This is a genomic window from Micromonospora humida (genome assembly GCF_016901255.1).
Classification (GTDB): domain Bacteria; phylum Actinomycetota; class Actinomycetes; order Mycobacteriales; family Micromonosporaceae; genus Micromonospora; species Micromonospora wenchangensis.
In genome coordinates this window covers 1-15,649 of the sequence record NZ_JAFEUC010000019.1, presented here as the reverse complement: position 1 = coordinate 15,649, position 15,649 = coordinate 1, and the positions used below count along the sequence as shown (strand labels likewise).

The window sequence follows — 15,649 nt, the reverse complement described above, 5'->3', positions numbered from 1 at the left end:
CTGGTGGACGTCACGGTTCGCCGCAGGGTGCCACCAGGGTGGACACGGGGAGAGGCAGGGAGGATGCGGGTGCGACTCGAACAGGGCATCGTCGCCAAGGTCACCCGGAACGGGCAGCTTGAGCTGATCTCCGAACGGAGCGGGCTGCGATACCGGTTCGGGGCGACCGCCGCCGCGATGTGGATCGCGTTGCAGCAGCAGGGCGGCTCGTTGGAGCGGGCGGCCGGTGTGCTGGCCCGGCAGTGGTCGGCCGATCCGGCGGTCACCCGGCGCGACTTCGACGTCTGGCTGGAGGACATGCTCCGTGCCGGTCTGGTCCGGGTGGAGTGACCGGCCCGGTGGGTCCGGCCGGCGGCGGTGTCGCCCCGACCCCTATCCCGACCCCCTGTACGCGGGCCGCGTCGGGTCGTACCCCTGTCGGGTCGGCCGGGACGCGGCCCGGCGGGCGGCGGTCAGGCGTCGGTGGACGGGCGTCCGGGGTCACCGGATTCGTTTACCGCGCCGACGATCACCCGCAGCGCCTCGGCGAGGTCCCTGCCGGAGGGGGCGGCCTCGGGGTCGAGCAGCCGCTGCACCGTCAGGCCGGTCATCAGCGCCAGCAGGAACGAGCCGACGGCCTTGCGGGTCTCCTCGGGGACGTGCTCACCACCGTTGCGGATCACGAAGGTGGCCAGCGCCGGGCGGGCCCGGGTGTACGTCTCGGCGAGCTGCTCCCGCAGCACCGGCAGGTGCTCGGCCAGCGCGAACGCCTCGATCCCGGCGACCCAGAGCGGCCGGTGCGTGCCGAACGACTCCACCAGGCCGGTCCACATGGTCTCCAGCCGGTCCATCAGGTCGGGTTGGGTGCCGTCGCGCAGCACCCGGTCGATCTCGACACCCCACTCCTCGAACGCCTGCACCAGGGCGGCGGTCAGCAGCGCCTCCTTGGAGCCGAAGTGGTACCCGATCGACGCCAGATTCGTGTCCGACGCGGCGACGATGTCACGGGCGGTGGTGCGTGTGTAGCCGCGCTCGTAGAGGCAGACCCTGGCCCCTGCCAGCAGGCGTTCCCGATGACCCACGGCGTCACCCTACTCGGAACCACCCCCTAATTCATCCACCGGATGTATACGAGCGTATAAATCCGGTGGTAGCTTTCGGCCATGGCTACAGCGCAGGCAAAGGCCGGCCGTCGCGAGTGGATCGGCCTCGCGGTACTCGTCATGGTGACACTGATCATCAGCATGGACATGACCGTGCTGTCGTACGCTCTGCCGTTCATCACGGCGGACCTTGAGCCGACCAGCAGTCAGCTCCTCTGGATCACGGACGTCTACGCCTTCGTGCTGGCCGGCCTGCTGATTCCGATGGGGACCCTGGGGGACCGGATCGGGCGCCGCCGGCTGCTGATGATCGGCGCGGCGGTGTTCGGTGCCGCATCCGTGGCCACGGCCCTCTCCACCAGTCCCGGCATGCTGATCGGGACCCGGGCGGTGATGGGTGCCGCCGGTGCGACGCTCATGCCGTCGACCATGTCGTTGATCCGCAACATGTTCCACGATGAGAACGAACGCCGGGCCGCGATCGGCATGTGGGCGGCCGGCTTCTCCGCCGGTGGCGTCATCGGCCTGGTGGCCGGCGGGGCGCTGTTGCAGTACTTCTCCTGGGGCACCGTCTTCGAGATCAACGTGCCGATCATGCTGCTCCTGCTGATCCTGGCCCCGTTGCTGCTGCCCGAGTTCCGCAACCCCGCCGCCGGCCGGCTCGACCTGCTCAGCACGGTGCTGGCGTTCGTCGCCGTGCTACCGATGATCTGGGGCATCAAGCAGTTCGCCGAGGACGGCATGACCTGGCCGCCGGTGGCCGGTGTGCTCGCCGGGTTGCTCTTCCTGACCGTGTTCGTCCTGCGTCAGCGCCGGCTCGCCGATCCGGTGATCGACGTCCGGCTGTTCCGCGCCCCCGCGTTCAGCGCGGCCGTGGTGATGAACGTGCTCGCCAACTTCGCGCTGGTCGGGTTCATGTTCTTCATCAGCCAGTACCTCCAGTTGGTGCTCGGGCTGCGGCCGTTCACCGCCGGCCTGTGGTCGCTGCCGGCCGCCGGCGCGGCGGGCATCGGCGCGGCGGTGCTCGCGCCGATGCTGGCGCAGCGCTTCCGGCGGGCCTACGTCGCCGCCGGGGGCCTGCTGGTGGGTGCCGCCGGCTGCCTGGTGCTCGCCCAGGTCGGCGACGACTCGGGGCTGGCCATGGTGGTGGTGGGCCAGGCGCTGATGACGGGCGGCATCGCGATGGTGCTGACGCTCAGCGCCGAGCTGATCGTCTCCACCGCGCCGCCGGAGCGGGCCGGCGCGGCGGCCGGGCTCTCCGAGACCGGCAGTCAGTTCGGCGCGGCGCTCGGTGTGGCGATCCTCGGCAGCATCGGCACGTACGTCTACCGGCAGCAGCTCTCCGGTGGGGCCCCCGAGGGCGTCCCGGCCGACTCGTGGGCGACCGCCCGGGAGACCCTGGGTGGCGCGGTCGAGGAGAGCCGTACGCTCTCCGCCACCGCAGCGGACACGCTGGTCACGCTGGCCCGGGCCGCCTTCGCCGACGAGCTGCGGGTCGCCGCGCTCGCCGCGGCCGGCATCCTGGTGGTGACGGCGGTCCTGGCCGCCGTGCTGCTGCGTAACGTCGGGGCCTCGGTGCCCGGCCAGGATCCGTCAGGTGGCCCCGCCGGTGCCGACGACACCCCGCCGGTCGACCCGGACGCCGCCGCCCCGGACGGGGCGGGCACGGGCGGCGACCCGGCGACCCACGCGGCACAGGCCGCGTCGGGCGGACACCTCGACACCGGTTCGCCGGTGGTCCGGATCGGGCCGGAGTCGACCACCCCGCCGGCCAGGCCGGCACATCCGGTGGCCTGACCGTACGGTCCTGACGGTGGCGTTCCCGCGGTGGGCGGGGACGCCACCGTCGTCCGTGGCGGTGCCGGGCCTAGGGGGGACGAGCGCTGCTTAGGGGTTGTTCCGGCGTTTCGAGCGTTCCTACGCTCGCATCGACTGCGGGCACCGGAGCCACCCGAGGGCACCGGCGCGACACCGCATCCGGCGGGCCGACCGGGGCGTCGGCACGGGGGTGGCCCGCTGGAGAACGTCCTGCTGTGGGGCGCACCCGCAGCGCCGATCCGGTAGGGGACCAGTGATGACGGCAACGCTCGAGAACGACCTCTGGGTACGGCGGTTCCATCCGTCGCCGACCAGCGTGATCCGGCTGGTGGCGCTGCCACACGCCGGCGGCTCGGCCAGCTACCTGTTCCCGGTCTCCCGGGCCCTCTCGCCCACCGTGGAGGTGCTGGCGATCCAGTACCCGGGTCGGCAGGACCGCCGGCACGAGCCGGTGTTGGATTCCGTCGCCGACCTGGCCGACGGGGTGTTCGAGGCGCTGCGGCCGTGGCTGGACCGGCCGGTGGCGCTCTTCGGGCACAGCATGGGTGCCGTGCTCGCCTACGAGGTGGGGCTGCGGTTGCAGACGCGGACGGGTCAGCCGCCGGTGCGCCTGTTCGCCTCCGGTCGCCGGGCGCCGTCGAGGGTCCGCGACGAGCGTTACGTGCACACCCGCGACGACGCCGGGGTGCTGCGGGAGTTGGCCCGGCTCAGCGGCTCGGACCCGAGGGTGCTGGGTGACCCGGAGCTGCTGCCGATGATCCTGCCCGCGGTGCGCGGCGACTACAAGGCGGTGGAGACCTACCGGACCGACCCGGACCAGCGTCTGGACGCCCCGATCACCGTGCTGACCGGGGACGCGGACCCGATGACCACGGTGGACGAGGCGCACGACTGGGCCCGGCACACCACCGCGGAGTGTGACGTCCGGGTCTACCCGGGCGGACACTTCTACCTCAACGACCACGCCGCCGACGTGATCAAGCTGATCGGGGCGGAGCTGCGCCGCGCGGTCCCCGGCGACCCGGCGGCCTGACCGGATCCGTGCCCCGGCCGGGATGTCGGCCCTCCCGGGACGGGGCACTCCTCTGACGGGGACCGGTGGGTAGCCGTCCGACGCCGCCGCAGGCGTCGGGCGGGTCGCCGGTCGTACCGGGTACGGACACCACGACGGGCGGGGCGCCGATCACCGGCGCCCCGCCCGTCGTATCCGTCATTCGGCGATCTTCGTCCGCATGGTCCAGTGGAAGACCACCACCCGCGAGGCGTCGTCGTTGAGGCCGTCGTGGTCGCTGGAACGCTCGAAGTGCTCGTAGCCGCCCAGGTAGGGCACCTTGATCCGGCCGGTGCCGGCCGGCGCGCTGTGGGCCCGCTCGATGGCGGTCAGCCCGACCGGGCCACCCTCGAGCACGACGTCGAAGTGGTCGTCGCCGCGAACGCCGCTGAACCGCCGCGCGCTGCTCACCCGTGTGAGATCGTCCACGCTTTCCTCCTCGGCTGGGGGCGGCGACGCTGGGAAACCGTGTTTCGCGTCACTGCCCTCGGATGCCTCCAGCGTGGCGGCAGCGCCGGCCGGCGCATACCCGGAAGCGACCCCTAACTCCCGGCCGGCGACCGGATTTCAACGGCCGGCCAACCTGCGGTTACTTTGTGGCCCGGTGAGTCGCATTTGTGCGGCCCTCGGCTTGTCGCATGGGTGACAGCATTGACCGTGGCTTATGAATTGCTTCTGTAATAGGGTCGTCTTCTCCCCGAAACTCAATTTTTGCTCAAGAGTAGATTGCCCGATTCGCTGCCTCTCGTCCGGTGGGTGGTGGTGTGCCGACGTCGGGGGTAACCGTGCGGGCCGGGGGAGTTGGCCCGAAAAATTCCGGTAGGAGACCTCTGTCGGAGTCATTTCCCAGGTCAGGGCCCTGTGCCGAGGGGTGAATCTGCGGCCATCCCTGCAGGTGGGAGGGGTCGCGATGACTCTTCGATCATGTAATTGCTACCGAGTGGTAATTTCTCGACCAGGGACAACAAACCGACAAAACGCCATCCCTGCTCGTAATATCGGTGACGAAGTATCACCACCCCACTACCCTCTTGTACGGGTGTCTATGTATGCTGTGCTCGCCGTCGGGACGCGGTGAAAGTCATCAATCAATTGGCAGTCATCATTGCAAGGCCCGGTTTGCCGGCCGACGTGGCCGGTGACCGGGTGGGTCCCGGTGGCCGCGTGGCATCGAGCCGAACGGTTTCGTCGGGGGGCCTGGCCCGGAGTCGGCAGCGCCCGTTCGATGCCTCATCGCTGACCTGGGGGGAGACGGGTGGATTTTGTGGAGAGAAGCCGCGAGCTTGACATCTTGCGGGGCCTTTACTCCGACAGTGCCACGGGCAGGGGGCGGGTCGCACTGATCAGCGGCCCCGGTGCCACGGGCAAGACCGAGCTGTTGCGGGCCTTCGCCGACCACGTCGGCGCGGCGGGCGGGCTGGTGCTGCGCGCCGCCTGCTCCCGGGCCGAACGCCTGCTGCCCGCGGCCGTGATGGGGCAGCTGTTCCACAGTGTGACGCTGCCGGCCGAGGTGATGCGGCGCATCGGCGCGTTCGTCGACATCGAGGGCGTCGCCACGGAGGGCGACGCCGACATCAGGGCCGTGCACGCGATGTGTGTCGAACTGCTCGACATCGCCCGCAACCGGCCGCTCGTGCTGCTCGTCGACGACGTCGAGTTCGCCGACGAGCAGACCCTGCACACCCTGCTCTACCTCCAGCGCCGGCTCACCGCCGCGCAGATCCTGGTGGTGCTCACCGAGTCGCCGCAACCGCAGCCGTTCCACCCGGAGTTCCGGGCCGAGATCAGCCGGCAGGCGAGCTTCTGCAACATCCAGCTGTCACCGCTGTCCGAGGCGGGGGTCGCCGATCTGCTGCGCGGCTGGACCGACGACGAGACGGCCACGGCGCTCGCTCCGGCGTACCACGAGGTCAGCGGCGGCAACCCGTTGCTGCTGCACGCGCTCGGCCAGGACCGGCGGGTCGCCGGGTCGACGGAGCCCACCGGGGTGGCCGTCGGCGACCAGTTCCGCCAGGCCGTCCTGTCCTGCCTGCGCCGCTGGGACCCGACCATCCTGGAGACCGCCCACGGGTTGGCCCTGCTCGGTGACTTCGCCACCCCGGCGTTGCTGGCGCGGCTGCTGGACACCAAGCCGGCCCGGGTCCAGTGGGTGCTCAACGCGCTGACCATGTCCGGTCTGCTGCACGGCGGCCGGTTCCGGCACCCGGCGGCGCGGGCGGCCGTCCTGCACGACCTGGCCCCGGACGCGCTGTCCGACATGCACGCCCGGGCGGCGGAACTGCTGCACGCCGAGGGCGCCCCGGCGCCGGCGATCGGTGGGCACCTGCTCGCCGCGGGTGGCCTGGCCGAACCGTGGGCGATCACGGTGCTCCAGGACTCGGCCACCCACGCGCTGGCCGAGGACCGCGTCGACGACGCGGTGGAGTCGCTCAAACTGGCGCACGAGATGTGCGACGACGAGCCGCGCCGGGCGGCGCTGACCGCGATGCTGGCCGCCTGCCAGTGGCGGGTCAACCCGGCGGCGGTGAGCCAGCACCTCCAGTCGCAGCGCGAGGCGCTGCGGGCCGGTCACCTCTCCGAACGGCACGCCGCCGCCCTGCTGCGCTACCAACTCTGGCACGGCCACCGGGCGGACGCCCAGGAGACCCTGCGGCACCTGCGCGACACCCGGCAGCAGCTCGACGCCACCACCGCCGCCGAGCTGGAGGGGTGCGCGGAGTGGCTACGGCTGCACTTCCCGGTCGCCTTCGCCGAGCTGGACGCCAGCACCGACGTCGGCCCGACGGCCGCGCCGGCCGGCGCCCCGGTCCGCTCCGACGGCTCCCTCGGCTCGGCCACCCCGTCGCTGACCGCCGTGCTCACCGACGGGGTGACCGACGAGGTGATCGCCCGCGCCGAGCAGGTGCTCGGCAGCCACCTGCTGGTCGACGTCGGGCTGGAGTCGGCGCTGTGCGCCCTCCAGACGCTGGTCTACGCCGACCGGATGGACCGCGCCGTGCACTGGTGCGACGTGCTCGGCACCGAGGCCGGCGCCCGGGGCGCCACCACCTGGCACGCCATCCTGTCCGACGTCCGTTCGCACATCGCGCTGCGCCAGGGCGACCTGCCGCTCAGCGAGCGGTTCGCCCGGGAGGCGCTGGACGCGATGTCCCCGCACAACTGGGGCGTGGCGATCGGCTCACCGCTGTCCAACATGCTGCTCGCCAAGATCGGCATGGACAAGCTCGACGAGGCCGAGGCGCAGCTCAAGCACGTCATCCCGGACGCGATGCGCGACACCTGGTTCTGGCCGATGTACCTGCGGGCCCGGGGTCACCTGCACCTGGCCGGCGGGCGGGTGCACGCGGCACTGGCCGACTTCGAGACCTGCGGGCAGTTGGCCACCCAGTGGGGCATGGACCTGCCGACCCTGCTGCCCTGGCGCGGCGACCTGGCCCAGGTCTACCTGCGTTCCGGCCGGCCCGACCGGGCCCGGGGCATGGTGACCGAGCAGCTCTCGCGGCCCGGTGCCGACAACGCCCGTACCCGGGGCATCTCGCTGCGGCTGCTCGGTTCCGCGCTGGACGTGAAGCAGCGGGTCAACACCCTGCGGCAGGCGGCCAACCTGCTCCAGGAGTCCGGCGACCGCTACCAGCTCTTCCTGGCCCTGGCCGCGCTCAGCAGCGCGCACTACGGGCGGGGCGAGTTCAACACCTCGCGGGTGGTGGCCCGCAGCGCGATGCAGCTCGCCAAGGACATCCAGGCGCAGGCGCTGTGCCGCCGGCTGCTGCCCGGGGGCGACGCGGCCGGTGCCGACGACCCGGACACCCCGCCGGAGCACGAGGAGATGTCCCGGCTCAGTGACGCCGAGCAGCGGGTGGCGACGCTCGCCGCGCTCGGCCACACCAACCGGGAGATCGGCAAGAAGCTCTACATCACGGTGAGCACGGTCGAGCAGCACCTGACCCGGGTCTACCGGAAACTGAACGTCCGGCGGCGTACCGAGCTGTCGCTGGGCCTGCCGATGGACGCCGCCGGGGCCGGGCTGCTCGCCGTGGCGCCGGGCGGCGCCGAGCGCTCCTGGCCGCAGTGGGAGTCGGCGGTCCAGGCGAGCTGAGCTCGTCAGAGGTGGCGATTCCGGGGTGGGCCTAGGCCCACCCCTTCGGGTCATTAGCTCCATTGAGCGCAAACGGCCCGATCCATACCGTGAAACATGTACCCACCGCCGTTCGGCGACGTTCTTTTGCGGGGAGCTTGAGGTGGACAGAAACAAGGACCGGCGGACGCCGGCCAGTGGCGCCGACGCGGTGCGGCTCGACGACGTGCGCAAGACGTACGGACGCGGCGACAACCGCGTCGACGCGCTACGGGGCGTCACAATGAGCTTCCCCCGGGGCAGCTTCACTGCCGTGATGGGGCCGTCCGGCTCCGGCAAGAGCACCTTCCTGCACTGCGCGGCGGGGCTCGACGTGCCCTCGTCCGGCTCGGTGGTGCTGGACGGCAAGGAACTCAGCGGCATGAACGAGAACCAGCTGACCCGGTTGCGCCGGGAGCGGGTCGGCTTCATCTTCCAGGCGTTCAACCTGATGCCGGCGCTCAACGTCGAGCAGAACGTGGGCCTGCCGTTCCGGCTGTCCGGCCGCCGGCCCGACCGGCACTCCGTGGTGGAGGTGCTGGGCCGGGTGGGCCTGGCCGAGCGGCGCAAGCACCTGCCGAGCGAGCTGTCCGGCGGTCAGCAGCAGCGGGTCGCGATCGCGCGGGCGCTGATCATGCGACCGGCGGTCATCTTCGCCGACGAGCCGACCGGCGCGCTGGACACCCAGACCACCATCGAGGTGCTGCAACTGCTCCGCGAGACGGTCTCCAGCGGTGGCCAGACCATCATCATGGTGACCCACGACCCGGTCGCCGCCGCCGCCGCGCACCGGGTGCTGTTCCTCGCCGACGGGCAGTTCATCGGTGAGCTGGAGGCGCCGACCGCCGACGTGGTGGCCGAGCGGATGACCCACCTGACCGCATGGCAGCAGAACCGCGCGCCGCAGGCCACCGGCAGGGGTGGCTTCTGATGACGTACCTCGCGTGGCGCACCCTGCGCTACCGCAAGCTCGCCTTCATCGCGACGTTCATCGCGGTCTTCTTCGGCGTGGCGCTGATCGTCGCCTGTGGCGGGCTGATGGAGACCGGCATCCGGATGGCCGTCCCGCCGCAGCGGCTGGCGGCGGCCGACGTGGTGGTGAGCGGCAAGCAGACCTACGGTGTGCCCAAGAAGGACCCGCAGGACACCAAGAACATCAAGTCGGTGCCGCTGGCCGAGCGGTACTGGATCGACCCGGGGCTGGTCGGCAAGATCCAGGGCGTGCCCGGGGTCGAACGGGCGGTCGCCGAGGCGTCGTTCGCCGCCACCGTCGTCCGCAACGGCGCACCCGTGATCGTCGGGACGCAGTCGCTGGGCCACCGCTGGGAGTCGGCGCAGCTCGGGCCGTACCGGCTCGACGGGCAGCCGCCGGCCCAGGCCGGCCAGGTGGTGCTGGACCGGACGGTGGCCAAGCTGGCCCGGATCAAGGTCGGCGACCGGGTCGACGTCGTGGTCAGCGGGGTCCAGTCGTCCTTCCAGGTGACCGGCATCGCCGCGCCGCCCGGTGAGCTGAGCCAGTCGGCGCTGTTCTTCTCCGACGACGACGAGCGGCGGCTCAACCCGCACACCGGCACCGCGGACGCGATCGGTGTGCTGGCCAAGCCCGGCACCGATCTGGACGCGCTGCGCGACCGGATCGAGCGGACCCTCGCCGACCGCAAGCTCGTCGTGCTCACCGGCGACGACCGGGGCGCGGCGGAGTTCCCCGAGGCGGTCGGCGGCCAGGCGCAGCTCATCCCGCTCTCCGGGGTGTTCGCCGGCATGACGGTCTTCGTGGCGATCTTCGTGGTCGCCAGCACGCTGGGCCTGTCGGTGCAGCAGCGGCAGAAGGAGATCGCGCTGCTGCGCTCGATCGGCGCGACGCCCCGGCAGATCCGTGCGATGGTGCGCCGTGAGGCGCTCGTCGTCGCGGTCGGTGCGGCGATCCTCGGCTGCGCGCCCGGGGTGTTCCTCGGGCCGCTGCTCTACGACATCGTCTCCGACGCCGGGGTCATCTCGCCGGTGGTGCAGTTCCACCAGGGTTTCATCCCCTACCTGGCCGCGCCCGCGATCGGCATCTTCGCCGCCATGGTGGCCGCCTACGTCGCCGGTCGTCGCCCCTCCAAGACCAAGCCCACCGCCGGCATCGCCGAGGCCGCTCTGCAGCGCAAGTGGGTGAGCTGGCCCCGGGTGGTGTTCTCCATCCTGTTCTTCGCCGCCGGGTTCGCGCTGATCCTGGTGACGGCGATCGTGATGCAGGGTGCGGTGGCGTCCGCGACCGCCGGGCCGGCGGTGATGTGCTGGGCGATCTCGATCGCGTTGATCAGCCCGGGGTTGACCCGGCTGCTGGCCGGTGTGCTCAGCCTGCCGGTGCGGGCGTTCTTCGGCCTCGCCGGCTACCTCGGCACGGTCAACGTCCGCACCCGCGCCGTCCGGGTGGCCTCCGCGGTCACCCCGATCATGCTGGCCGTGGCGCTGGCGGTGGCCAACTTCTACCTCCAGACCACCCAGAACGAGGCCGCCGAACGCTACTACTCGGACAACCTCCGGGCCGACCTGGTGCTCAGCTCCACCACCGGCGGCTTCCCCGCCGACACGGTGGAGGCGATCCGGTCCGCGCCGGGCGTCGAGGAGGCGTCGGCGTACGTGACCAGCGCCGGCTGGATCAACAAGCCGTACGACGGGTCGCACGTCGAGTCGCCCTGGCCGTTGCAGGGGGTCAGCGGGGCCAGCGCCGCCGGCATCACCGGGGTGCGCACCAGCGACGGCAACCTGGGGGACCTGCGGGGCGACACGGTGGCGCTGCCCGAGGTGGCCGGCAAGAACCTCAACGTCGGCGTCGGTGACCAGATCACCCTGCGGCTCGGTGACCGCTCGGCGGTGGACCTGCGGGTGGTGGCGCTCTACCCGGCGAAGAAGGGGTTCGAGACGATCCTGCTCCCCGCCGACCTGCTCGCCGCGCACAGCACGACCGGCCTGTCCCGGCAGATCCTGGTCACCGCCGAGCCCGGCACCAGCCGGGACGCGCTGACGGCCAGCCTGCGGGAGAAGGTCGCCAACCAGCCGGGCACCATGATCGAGGGACGGGACGCGATCACCACGTTCGCCGAACGGACCAAGACGCAGGCCTGGGTCAACTACCTGCTCGTCGCCCTGGTCGCCGGCTACACGATGATCTCGGTGGCGAACACCCTGATCGTGGCGACCGCCGGCCGACGCCGGGAGTTGGGCATGCAGCGGCTCATCGGCGCCACCCGCAAGCAGGCCCTCCAGATGCTCAGCGTGGAGGCGGGCATGGTCGCGGTCATCGGGGTGGTGCTCGGCACCATCGCCTCCATCGCCACGCTGATGCCGTTCAGCATCGTGGTGCTGGGCCGACCGGTGCCCTCCGGACCGATCTGGATCTACCTGGCCGTGGTGGCGGGCGCGACCGTGCTCGCCTTCGCCGCCACCGTGCTGCCGGGCCGCCGGGTGATGCTCTCCCGGCCGGCGGAGGCCGCCGTCGCCGTCGAGTGACGGCAACCCGCACACACGACGGTGCCCCCGGTCGACCGACCGGGGGCACCGTCGTGTGTGGCGTCCGGGTCAGCCGACGTCGGCCCGGGTGCCGTTGAGGTACGCCAGCACGGCCAGCACCCGCCGGTTGCTGTCGTCCGCCGGGGTGAGGTCGAGCTTGGTGAAGATGCTGGTGGTGTACTTGGCGACGGCACCCTGGCTGACGATGAGGCGCTGGGCGATGGCCGTATTTGAACATCCCTCGGCCATCAGCTTCAGCACCTCCCGCTCGCGGGGGGTGAGGGTCGACAGCGGCTCCCGACGGGACCTGCCGGCCAGCAGTTGGGAGATCACCTGCGGGTCCATCGCGGTGCCCCCGTCGGCGACCCGGCGGATCGCGTCGACGAACTGGTCGCTGTTGAGCACCCGGTCCTTCAACAGGTAGCCGATCCCCCCGCTGGCGTCGGCGAGCAGTTCCTTGGCGTACAGCTGCTCGACGTGCTGGGAGAGCACCAGGATCGGCAGGCCGGGGCAGCGGCGACGCGCCTCCAGGGCAGCCTGCAGGCCCTCGTCGGTGAACGTGGGCGGCAGTCGCACGTCGACCACCGCGACCTCCGGGCGGAGGGTCACCAGGGCGTCGAGCAGAGCCGGTCCGTTGTCGACCGCCGCGACGATCTCGAAGTCGTAGGACTCGAGGAGCTGGACCATTCCCTGCCTCAGAAGGAAGAGGTCCTCGGCGAGTACAACGCGCACGGCAGCTCCAGGATCGCGACGGTCGGCCCACCTTCGGGACTGCTGAGGTCGAGCGTCCCGTCGAACGTAGCACAGCGCCGCTCGATGCCCCGGAGTCCGGTGCCGAGGCTGGCGTCGGCCCCGCCCTGACCGTTGTCGATCACGACGGCCCGCAGTGAACCGTCCTCGTGCCGCAGGTCGATGCTGGCCCGGTCGGCGTTGGAGTGCTTGACCACGTTGTTCAACAGTTCGGACAGGGCGAAGTAGACGGCGGACTCCGCCGGGGCGGCCAGCCGGCCGGGGACGTCGGCGGTGACGTCGACCTCGATCGGGCTCTCCAACGCGATCGCCCGGATGGCGTCCTCCAGCCCCCGCTCGGCCAGCACCGGCGGATGGATGCCCCGGATCAGGCAGCGCAGCTCCTCCAGCGCGCTGGCGGTCGCGTTGCGGGCGTCGACCAGCAGGGTCTCCGCGACGTCCGGATTGGTGCGTAGCTGGCGGGTGGCCGCGCCGAGCTTCATGCCGATCGCGACGAGCCGGGCCTGCGCGCCGTCGTGCAGGTCCCGTTCGATCCGGCGCAGCTCGGTGGCCTGGATGTTGATCACGTCCGAGCGGGTCTCGGAGAGGTGCCGCATCCGGGAGGCGATCTCCGCCCGTTCGCTCGGGCCCAGCAGCGTCCGGGCGAAGTAGGCGTGCCCGGCCACCAGCCCGGGGGCGGCGGCCACCCAGATCGCGAACACCACCAGGCTGACCAGTGCGCCGAGCACCGCGTGCGGCCAGGTGTCCATCGGGGTGAAGCCGTACCAGAAGTCCACCCCGGACTCCCGCATCAGCATCCAGAACCCGGCGGAGAGCACCAGCCCCTCCACCGAGTAGACCAGCAGGGTGACCGGCAGCAGGCCGAGCACGAAGCCGACCAGCACGTTGAGCAGGAGGAACAGCAGGTCCCGCCAGGTCGCCGGGTCGGTGAGGATGGACCGGCAGCGTTGCACCCAGCCGACCACGCCCCGCTCGGTGGGCGGCGCCGGGAGGTAGGGCGTGGCGATCGGCACGCCGGCGCGGCCGGCGAGGTCCCGGCACAGCCCGGTGACCCGGCGGACCAGTGGGGTGACCAGGGGCAGCAGCAGCACCCCGACGCCGAGCGAGATGAACGCCGTGGCGAGCACGGTGGCGACGAGCAGGGCCAGGCTGAGGGCGGCGCTGGCGATGAGCAGCACACCGCGCCCGGTGGCGTACAGCGCCCGCGACAGGGCCCGCCCGGTTAGTTCCGCGGCGTTGGCGACGTCCATGTCCTCCGGCTCCCCGGTCACGGCAGATCGATGGTGGTGCCCGCACTCAGTGGCGTGTCGTGGACGACCAGTTGGCGCAGCTCGGTGCCGACCGGCGTGTCGTAGACCAGTGATCCGCTGACCGCCGCGCCGGGCTCGATCTTCTTCGTCAACCGTTGCGTGTCCGGATAGTAGAGCAGGGAACGGGTGTCGGGGGTGTACCCGCGCCCGTCGGCGTCGACCAGCCGTTGGCTCAGCGGCCAGACGATGGTGCCCTTGGACCCCTTGTTGACCACGTCGACGTCGACCATGCAGAACACGCCGTCCGCCTTCTGGGTCAACGGCCAGAACCCGATCTCGCGCGACCCGCAGTGCACCCCCGTCACGGTGAACTCCAACGACCCGTCCTGCCCGGTCGCGGTGGCGGGGGTGGGGCTCGGGGTGGGTGACGGGCTCGGGGTGGGGCTCGGGGTGACGACGCCGGGCGGCGCGGACGGGCCCGCCCCGCCCGACGGCGCGCCCCGCTGGTCGGCCTGCCGCAGCGCGACCACGCCCAGCACGACGAGGGCCACCACCGCCACCACCCCGGTCAGCACCGCCGGCCAGGACGGCGGCGGGCGACGCGGCGGTGGTGTCGGGGCGACCAGGGTGGCCGGCTGGCCGGCCGCCGGGTACCACCGGGTGCCGTCGAGCTGTTCGGTGGTGGCCGCCACCGGTTCCACCGCCGAGCGGATGCTGGCCGTGTCGGCGCTGCCGACCAGGATCAGCATCGCCTCCCGCGCGGTGGGGCGCTGGCCGGGCTCGGTGCGCAGCGCCCGCGCGACCACCGCCGCCAGGCCGGCGGGCAGCCCGCTCAGGTCGGGCGGGCCGGCCGGGTGCACCCGGGGGTCCACCGGCAGGCGGCCGGTGGCGGCCCAGCCGACGAGGATGCCCCAGGCGTAGACGTCGGCGGGCTGGGCCGGCGGGAAACCGGCGAGACGTTCCGGGGCCAACCAGCCCGGGGTGCCGTACGAGGGGCCGGTGGTCGGGTCGAGCGCCTCGATCAGGCTCGCCAACCCGAAGTCGATGACCTTCGGGCCGAACGGGGACAGCAGGACGTTGCGGGGGGTCAGGTCGCCGTGGGCCAGCCCGGCGGCGTGGATCGCGGTGAGCCCGGCGGCGACGCCGACGGCGAGCGCCTCGGCCTGCGGGCCGGAGAGCGAGCCGTGCCGGGTCACGTGCTCGTGCAGGGACGAGCCGGTCACGTACTCGGTGACGAGGTAGGGGACCGGCCCCTGCGGGTCGGCGTCGAGCACCCGGGCGGTGCAGAAGTCGGCCACCCGGCCGGCGGCGGCGACCTCGCGGGCGAACCGTCGCCGGAACTCCGGCCGGGAGCGCAGCTCGTCGTGGACGACCTTGACCGCCACCCGGCCCCCGCCCGGGGCCTCGGCCAGGAAGACCACCCCCATGCCGCCCGAGCCGAGCAGGCGACGCAGCCGGTAGGGCCCGACGTGCTCCGGATCGCCCGGCCGCAGCGGTGACCCCGGCTCGGCCACTGCGCCGCTGGTCAGCTCGCCCATGTAGACAAGTGTCCCATGTCGGGTCGAGGCACGCGCCCCCTGCGCCGTCCCCCGTGGACGCCCCGCAGAGCCCGTCACCGGGCCGCTCACAGCCGGGTGGGGGTAGGGGATCGCTAAGGGTTGGCACGGCCGGGGCCGGAACCTAGCGTGTGGTCGCACGCGCTCGCCGGCGCTTGATGCGGTCGGCGACCCCGCAGGTTGACGCCGGGGTCGCCGACCCCGGCGGTACGGACCTGCGCCGCCGTACCGCGCCGGCCGATGGCTGCGCTGGTACCGCCGGGGCCGGGTGTCGGCCCGCCGTTCGCCGGCAACGCACCGTCGTGGTGCGGGTCGCGCAGCAGAGAGGGACGTGATCGCCCATGACCTCCACCACCCGGTACGACGATGCGCCGGCGGCGGACGGCGGGACGCCCGGCAGGACCGAGGTGCGTCAGTTGGACCGGGTGGTGATCCGGTTTGCTGGTGACTCGGGTGACGGGATGCAGTTGACGGGGGACAGGTTCACCTCGGAGACGGCGCAGTTGGGTAATGATATTTCGACGTTGCCGAAT

At 72.2% G+C, this 15,649-nt stretch carries 12 protein-coding genes; 7 read left to right on the top strand and 5 right to left on the bottom strand.

Annotated features, from left to right (window positions below; translation table 11 throughout):
* The first annotated feature begins 63 nt into the window (after positions 1–63).
* Positions 64–330 carry a PqqD family protein gene (locus JQX11_RS29280; protein WP_204928161.1) on the top strand — a complete coding sequence of 89 codons (267 nt, stop codon included), beginning with the start codon at positions 64–66 and terminating at the stop codon, positions 328–330.
* Between the two features lie 122 nt (positions 331–452).
* Here JQX11_RS29280 and JQX11_RS29275 read toward each other — a convergent pair whose 3' ends face one another.
* Positions 453–1,061: a TetR/AcrR family transcriptional regulator gene (locus tag JQX11_RS29275; RefSeq protein ID WP_204928160.1), complete on the bottom strand. Its 609-nt coding sequence runs from the start codon at positions 1,059–1,061 to the stop codon at positions 453–455.
* Between the two features lie 81 nt (positions 1,062–1,142).
* Between JQX11_RS29275 and JQX11_RS29270 the strand changes: the two genes are divergently transcribed.
* Together JQX11_RS29270 and JQX11_RS29265 are read left to right on the top strand one after the other, a co-directional pair.
* Positions 1,143–2,879 (top strand): MFS transporter, encoded by a 1,737-nt coding sequence (locus tag JQX11_RS29270; RefSeq protein WP_204928159.1) that lies wholly within the window; start codon positions 1,143–1,145, stop codon positions 2,877–2,879.
* Between the two features lie 277 nt (positions 2,880–3,156).
* Complete coding sequence (locus tag JQX11_RS29265) at positions 3,157–3,933, top strand: thioesterase II family protein (protein ID WP_204928158.1); 777 nt, start codon at positions 3,157–3,159, stop codon at positions 3,931–3,933.
* Between the two features lie 177 nt (positions 3,934–4,110).
* On the opposite strand, the gene JQX11_RS33220 is transcribed toward JQX11_RS29265, so the two are convergent.
* Positions 4,111–4,380 (bottom strand): DUF5988 family protein, encoded by a 270-nt coding sequence (locus tag JQX11_RS33220; protein WP_204928157.1) that lies wholly within the window; start codon positions 4,378–4,380, stop codon positions 4,111–4,113.
* 826 nt (positions 4,381–5,206) lie between these two features.
* On the opposite strand from JQX11_RS33220, the gene JQX11_RS33520 reads away from it, so the two are divergent.
* The 3 genes from JQX11_RS33520 to JQX11_RS29245 all read left to right on the top strand — a co-directional run bounded on the left by JQX11_RS33520 (position 5,207) and on the right by JQX11_RS29245 (position 11,560).
* A complete protein-coding gene (locus JQX11_RS33520) occupies positions 5,207–8,047 on the top strand; it encodes a helix-turn-helix transcriptional regulator (RefSeq protein WP_204928156.1) in 2,841 nt (946 codons plus the stop codon).
* Positions 8,048–8,189: 142 nt separating this feature from the next.
* Positions 8,190–8,996 carry an ABC transporter ATP-binding protein gene (locus tag JQX11_RS29250; protein WP_204928155.1) on the top strand — a complete coding sequence of 269 codons (807 nt, stop codon included), beginning with the start codon at positions 8,190–8,192 and terminating at the stop codon, positions 8,994–8,996.
* Positions 8,996–11,560, top strand: a complete 2,565-nt coding sequence (locus JQX11_RS29245) for an FtsX-like permease family protein (RefSeq protein WP_204928154.1) — start codon at positions 8,996–8,998, stop codon at positions 11,558–11,560. The genes JQX11_RS29250 and JQX11_RS29245 overlap by 1 nt, the downstream gene beginning before the upstream one ends.
* 69 nt (positions 11,561–11,629) lie before the next feature.
* On the opposite strand, the gene JQX11_RS29240 is transcribed toward JQX11_RS29245, so the two are convergent.
* The 3 genes from JQX11_RS29240 to JQX11_RS29230 are packed head-to-tail and all read right to left on the bottom strand — an operon-like array spanning position 11,630 to position 15,098.
* Positions 11,630–12,292 carry a response regulator gene (locus JQX11_RS29240; protein ID WP_204928153.1) on the bottom strand — a complete coding sequence of 221 codons (663 nt, stop codon included), beginning with the start codon at positions 12,290–12,292 and terminating at the stop codon, positions 11,630–11,632.
* Complete coding sequence (locus JQX11_RS29235; RefSeq protein WP_204928209.1) at positions 12,256–13,560, bottom strand: sensor histidine kinase; 1,305 nt, start codon at positions 13,558–13,560, stop codon at positions 12,256–12,258. The genes JQX11_RS29240 and JQX11_RS29235 overlap by 37 nt, the downstream gene beginning before the upstream one ends.
* Positions 13,561–13,577: 17 nt before the next feature.
* The gene (locus JQX11_RS29230) at positions 13,578–15,098 is read right to left on the bottom strand and encodes a serine/threonine-protein kinase (RefSeq protein ID WP_204928152.1); all 1,521 of its coding nucleotides are present in this window, start codon (positions 15,096–15,098) and stop codon (positions 13,578–13,580) included.
* A gap of 359 nt (positions 15,099–15,457) precedes the next feature.
* On the opposite strand from JQX11_RS29230, the gene JQX11_RS29225 reads away from it, so the two are divergent.
* The coding region (locus JQX11_RS29225) for a hypothetical protein (RefSeq protein WP_204928217.1) at positions 15,458–15,649 on the top strand (192 nt) is incomplete at its 3' end.

Coding starts and splice junctions, on each gene's coding strand:
- JQX11_RS29280 (WP_204928161.1), top strand. CDS start 64: ATGCGGGTGCGACTCGAACAGGGCATCGTCGCCAAGGTCACCCGGAAC.
- JQX11_RS29270 (WP_204928159.1), top strand. CDS start 1,143: ATGGCTACAGCGCAGGCAAAGGCCGGCCGTCGCGAGTGGATCGGCCTC.
- JQX11_RS29230 (WP_204928152.1), bottom strand. CDS start 15,098: ATGGGCGAGCTGACCAGCGGCGCAGTGGCCGAGCCGGGGTCACCGCTG.
- JQX11_RS29245 (WP_204928154.1), top strand. CDS start 8,996: ATGACGTACCTCGCGTGGCGCACCCTGCGCTACCGCAAGCTCGCCTTC.
- JQX11_RS29265 (WP_204928158.1), top strand. CDS start 3,157: ATGACGGCAACGCTCGAGAACGACCTCTGGGTACGGCGGTTCCATCCG.
- JQX11_RS29235 (WP_204928209.1), bottom strand. CDS start 13,560: ATGGACGTCGCCAACGCCGCGGAACTAACCGGGCGGGCCCTGTCGCGG.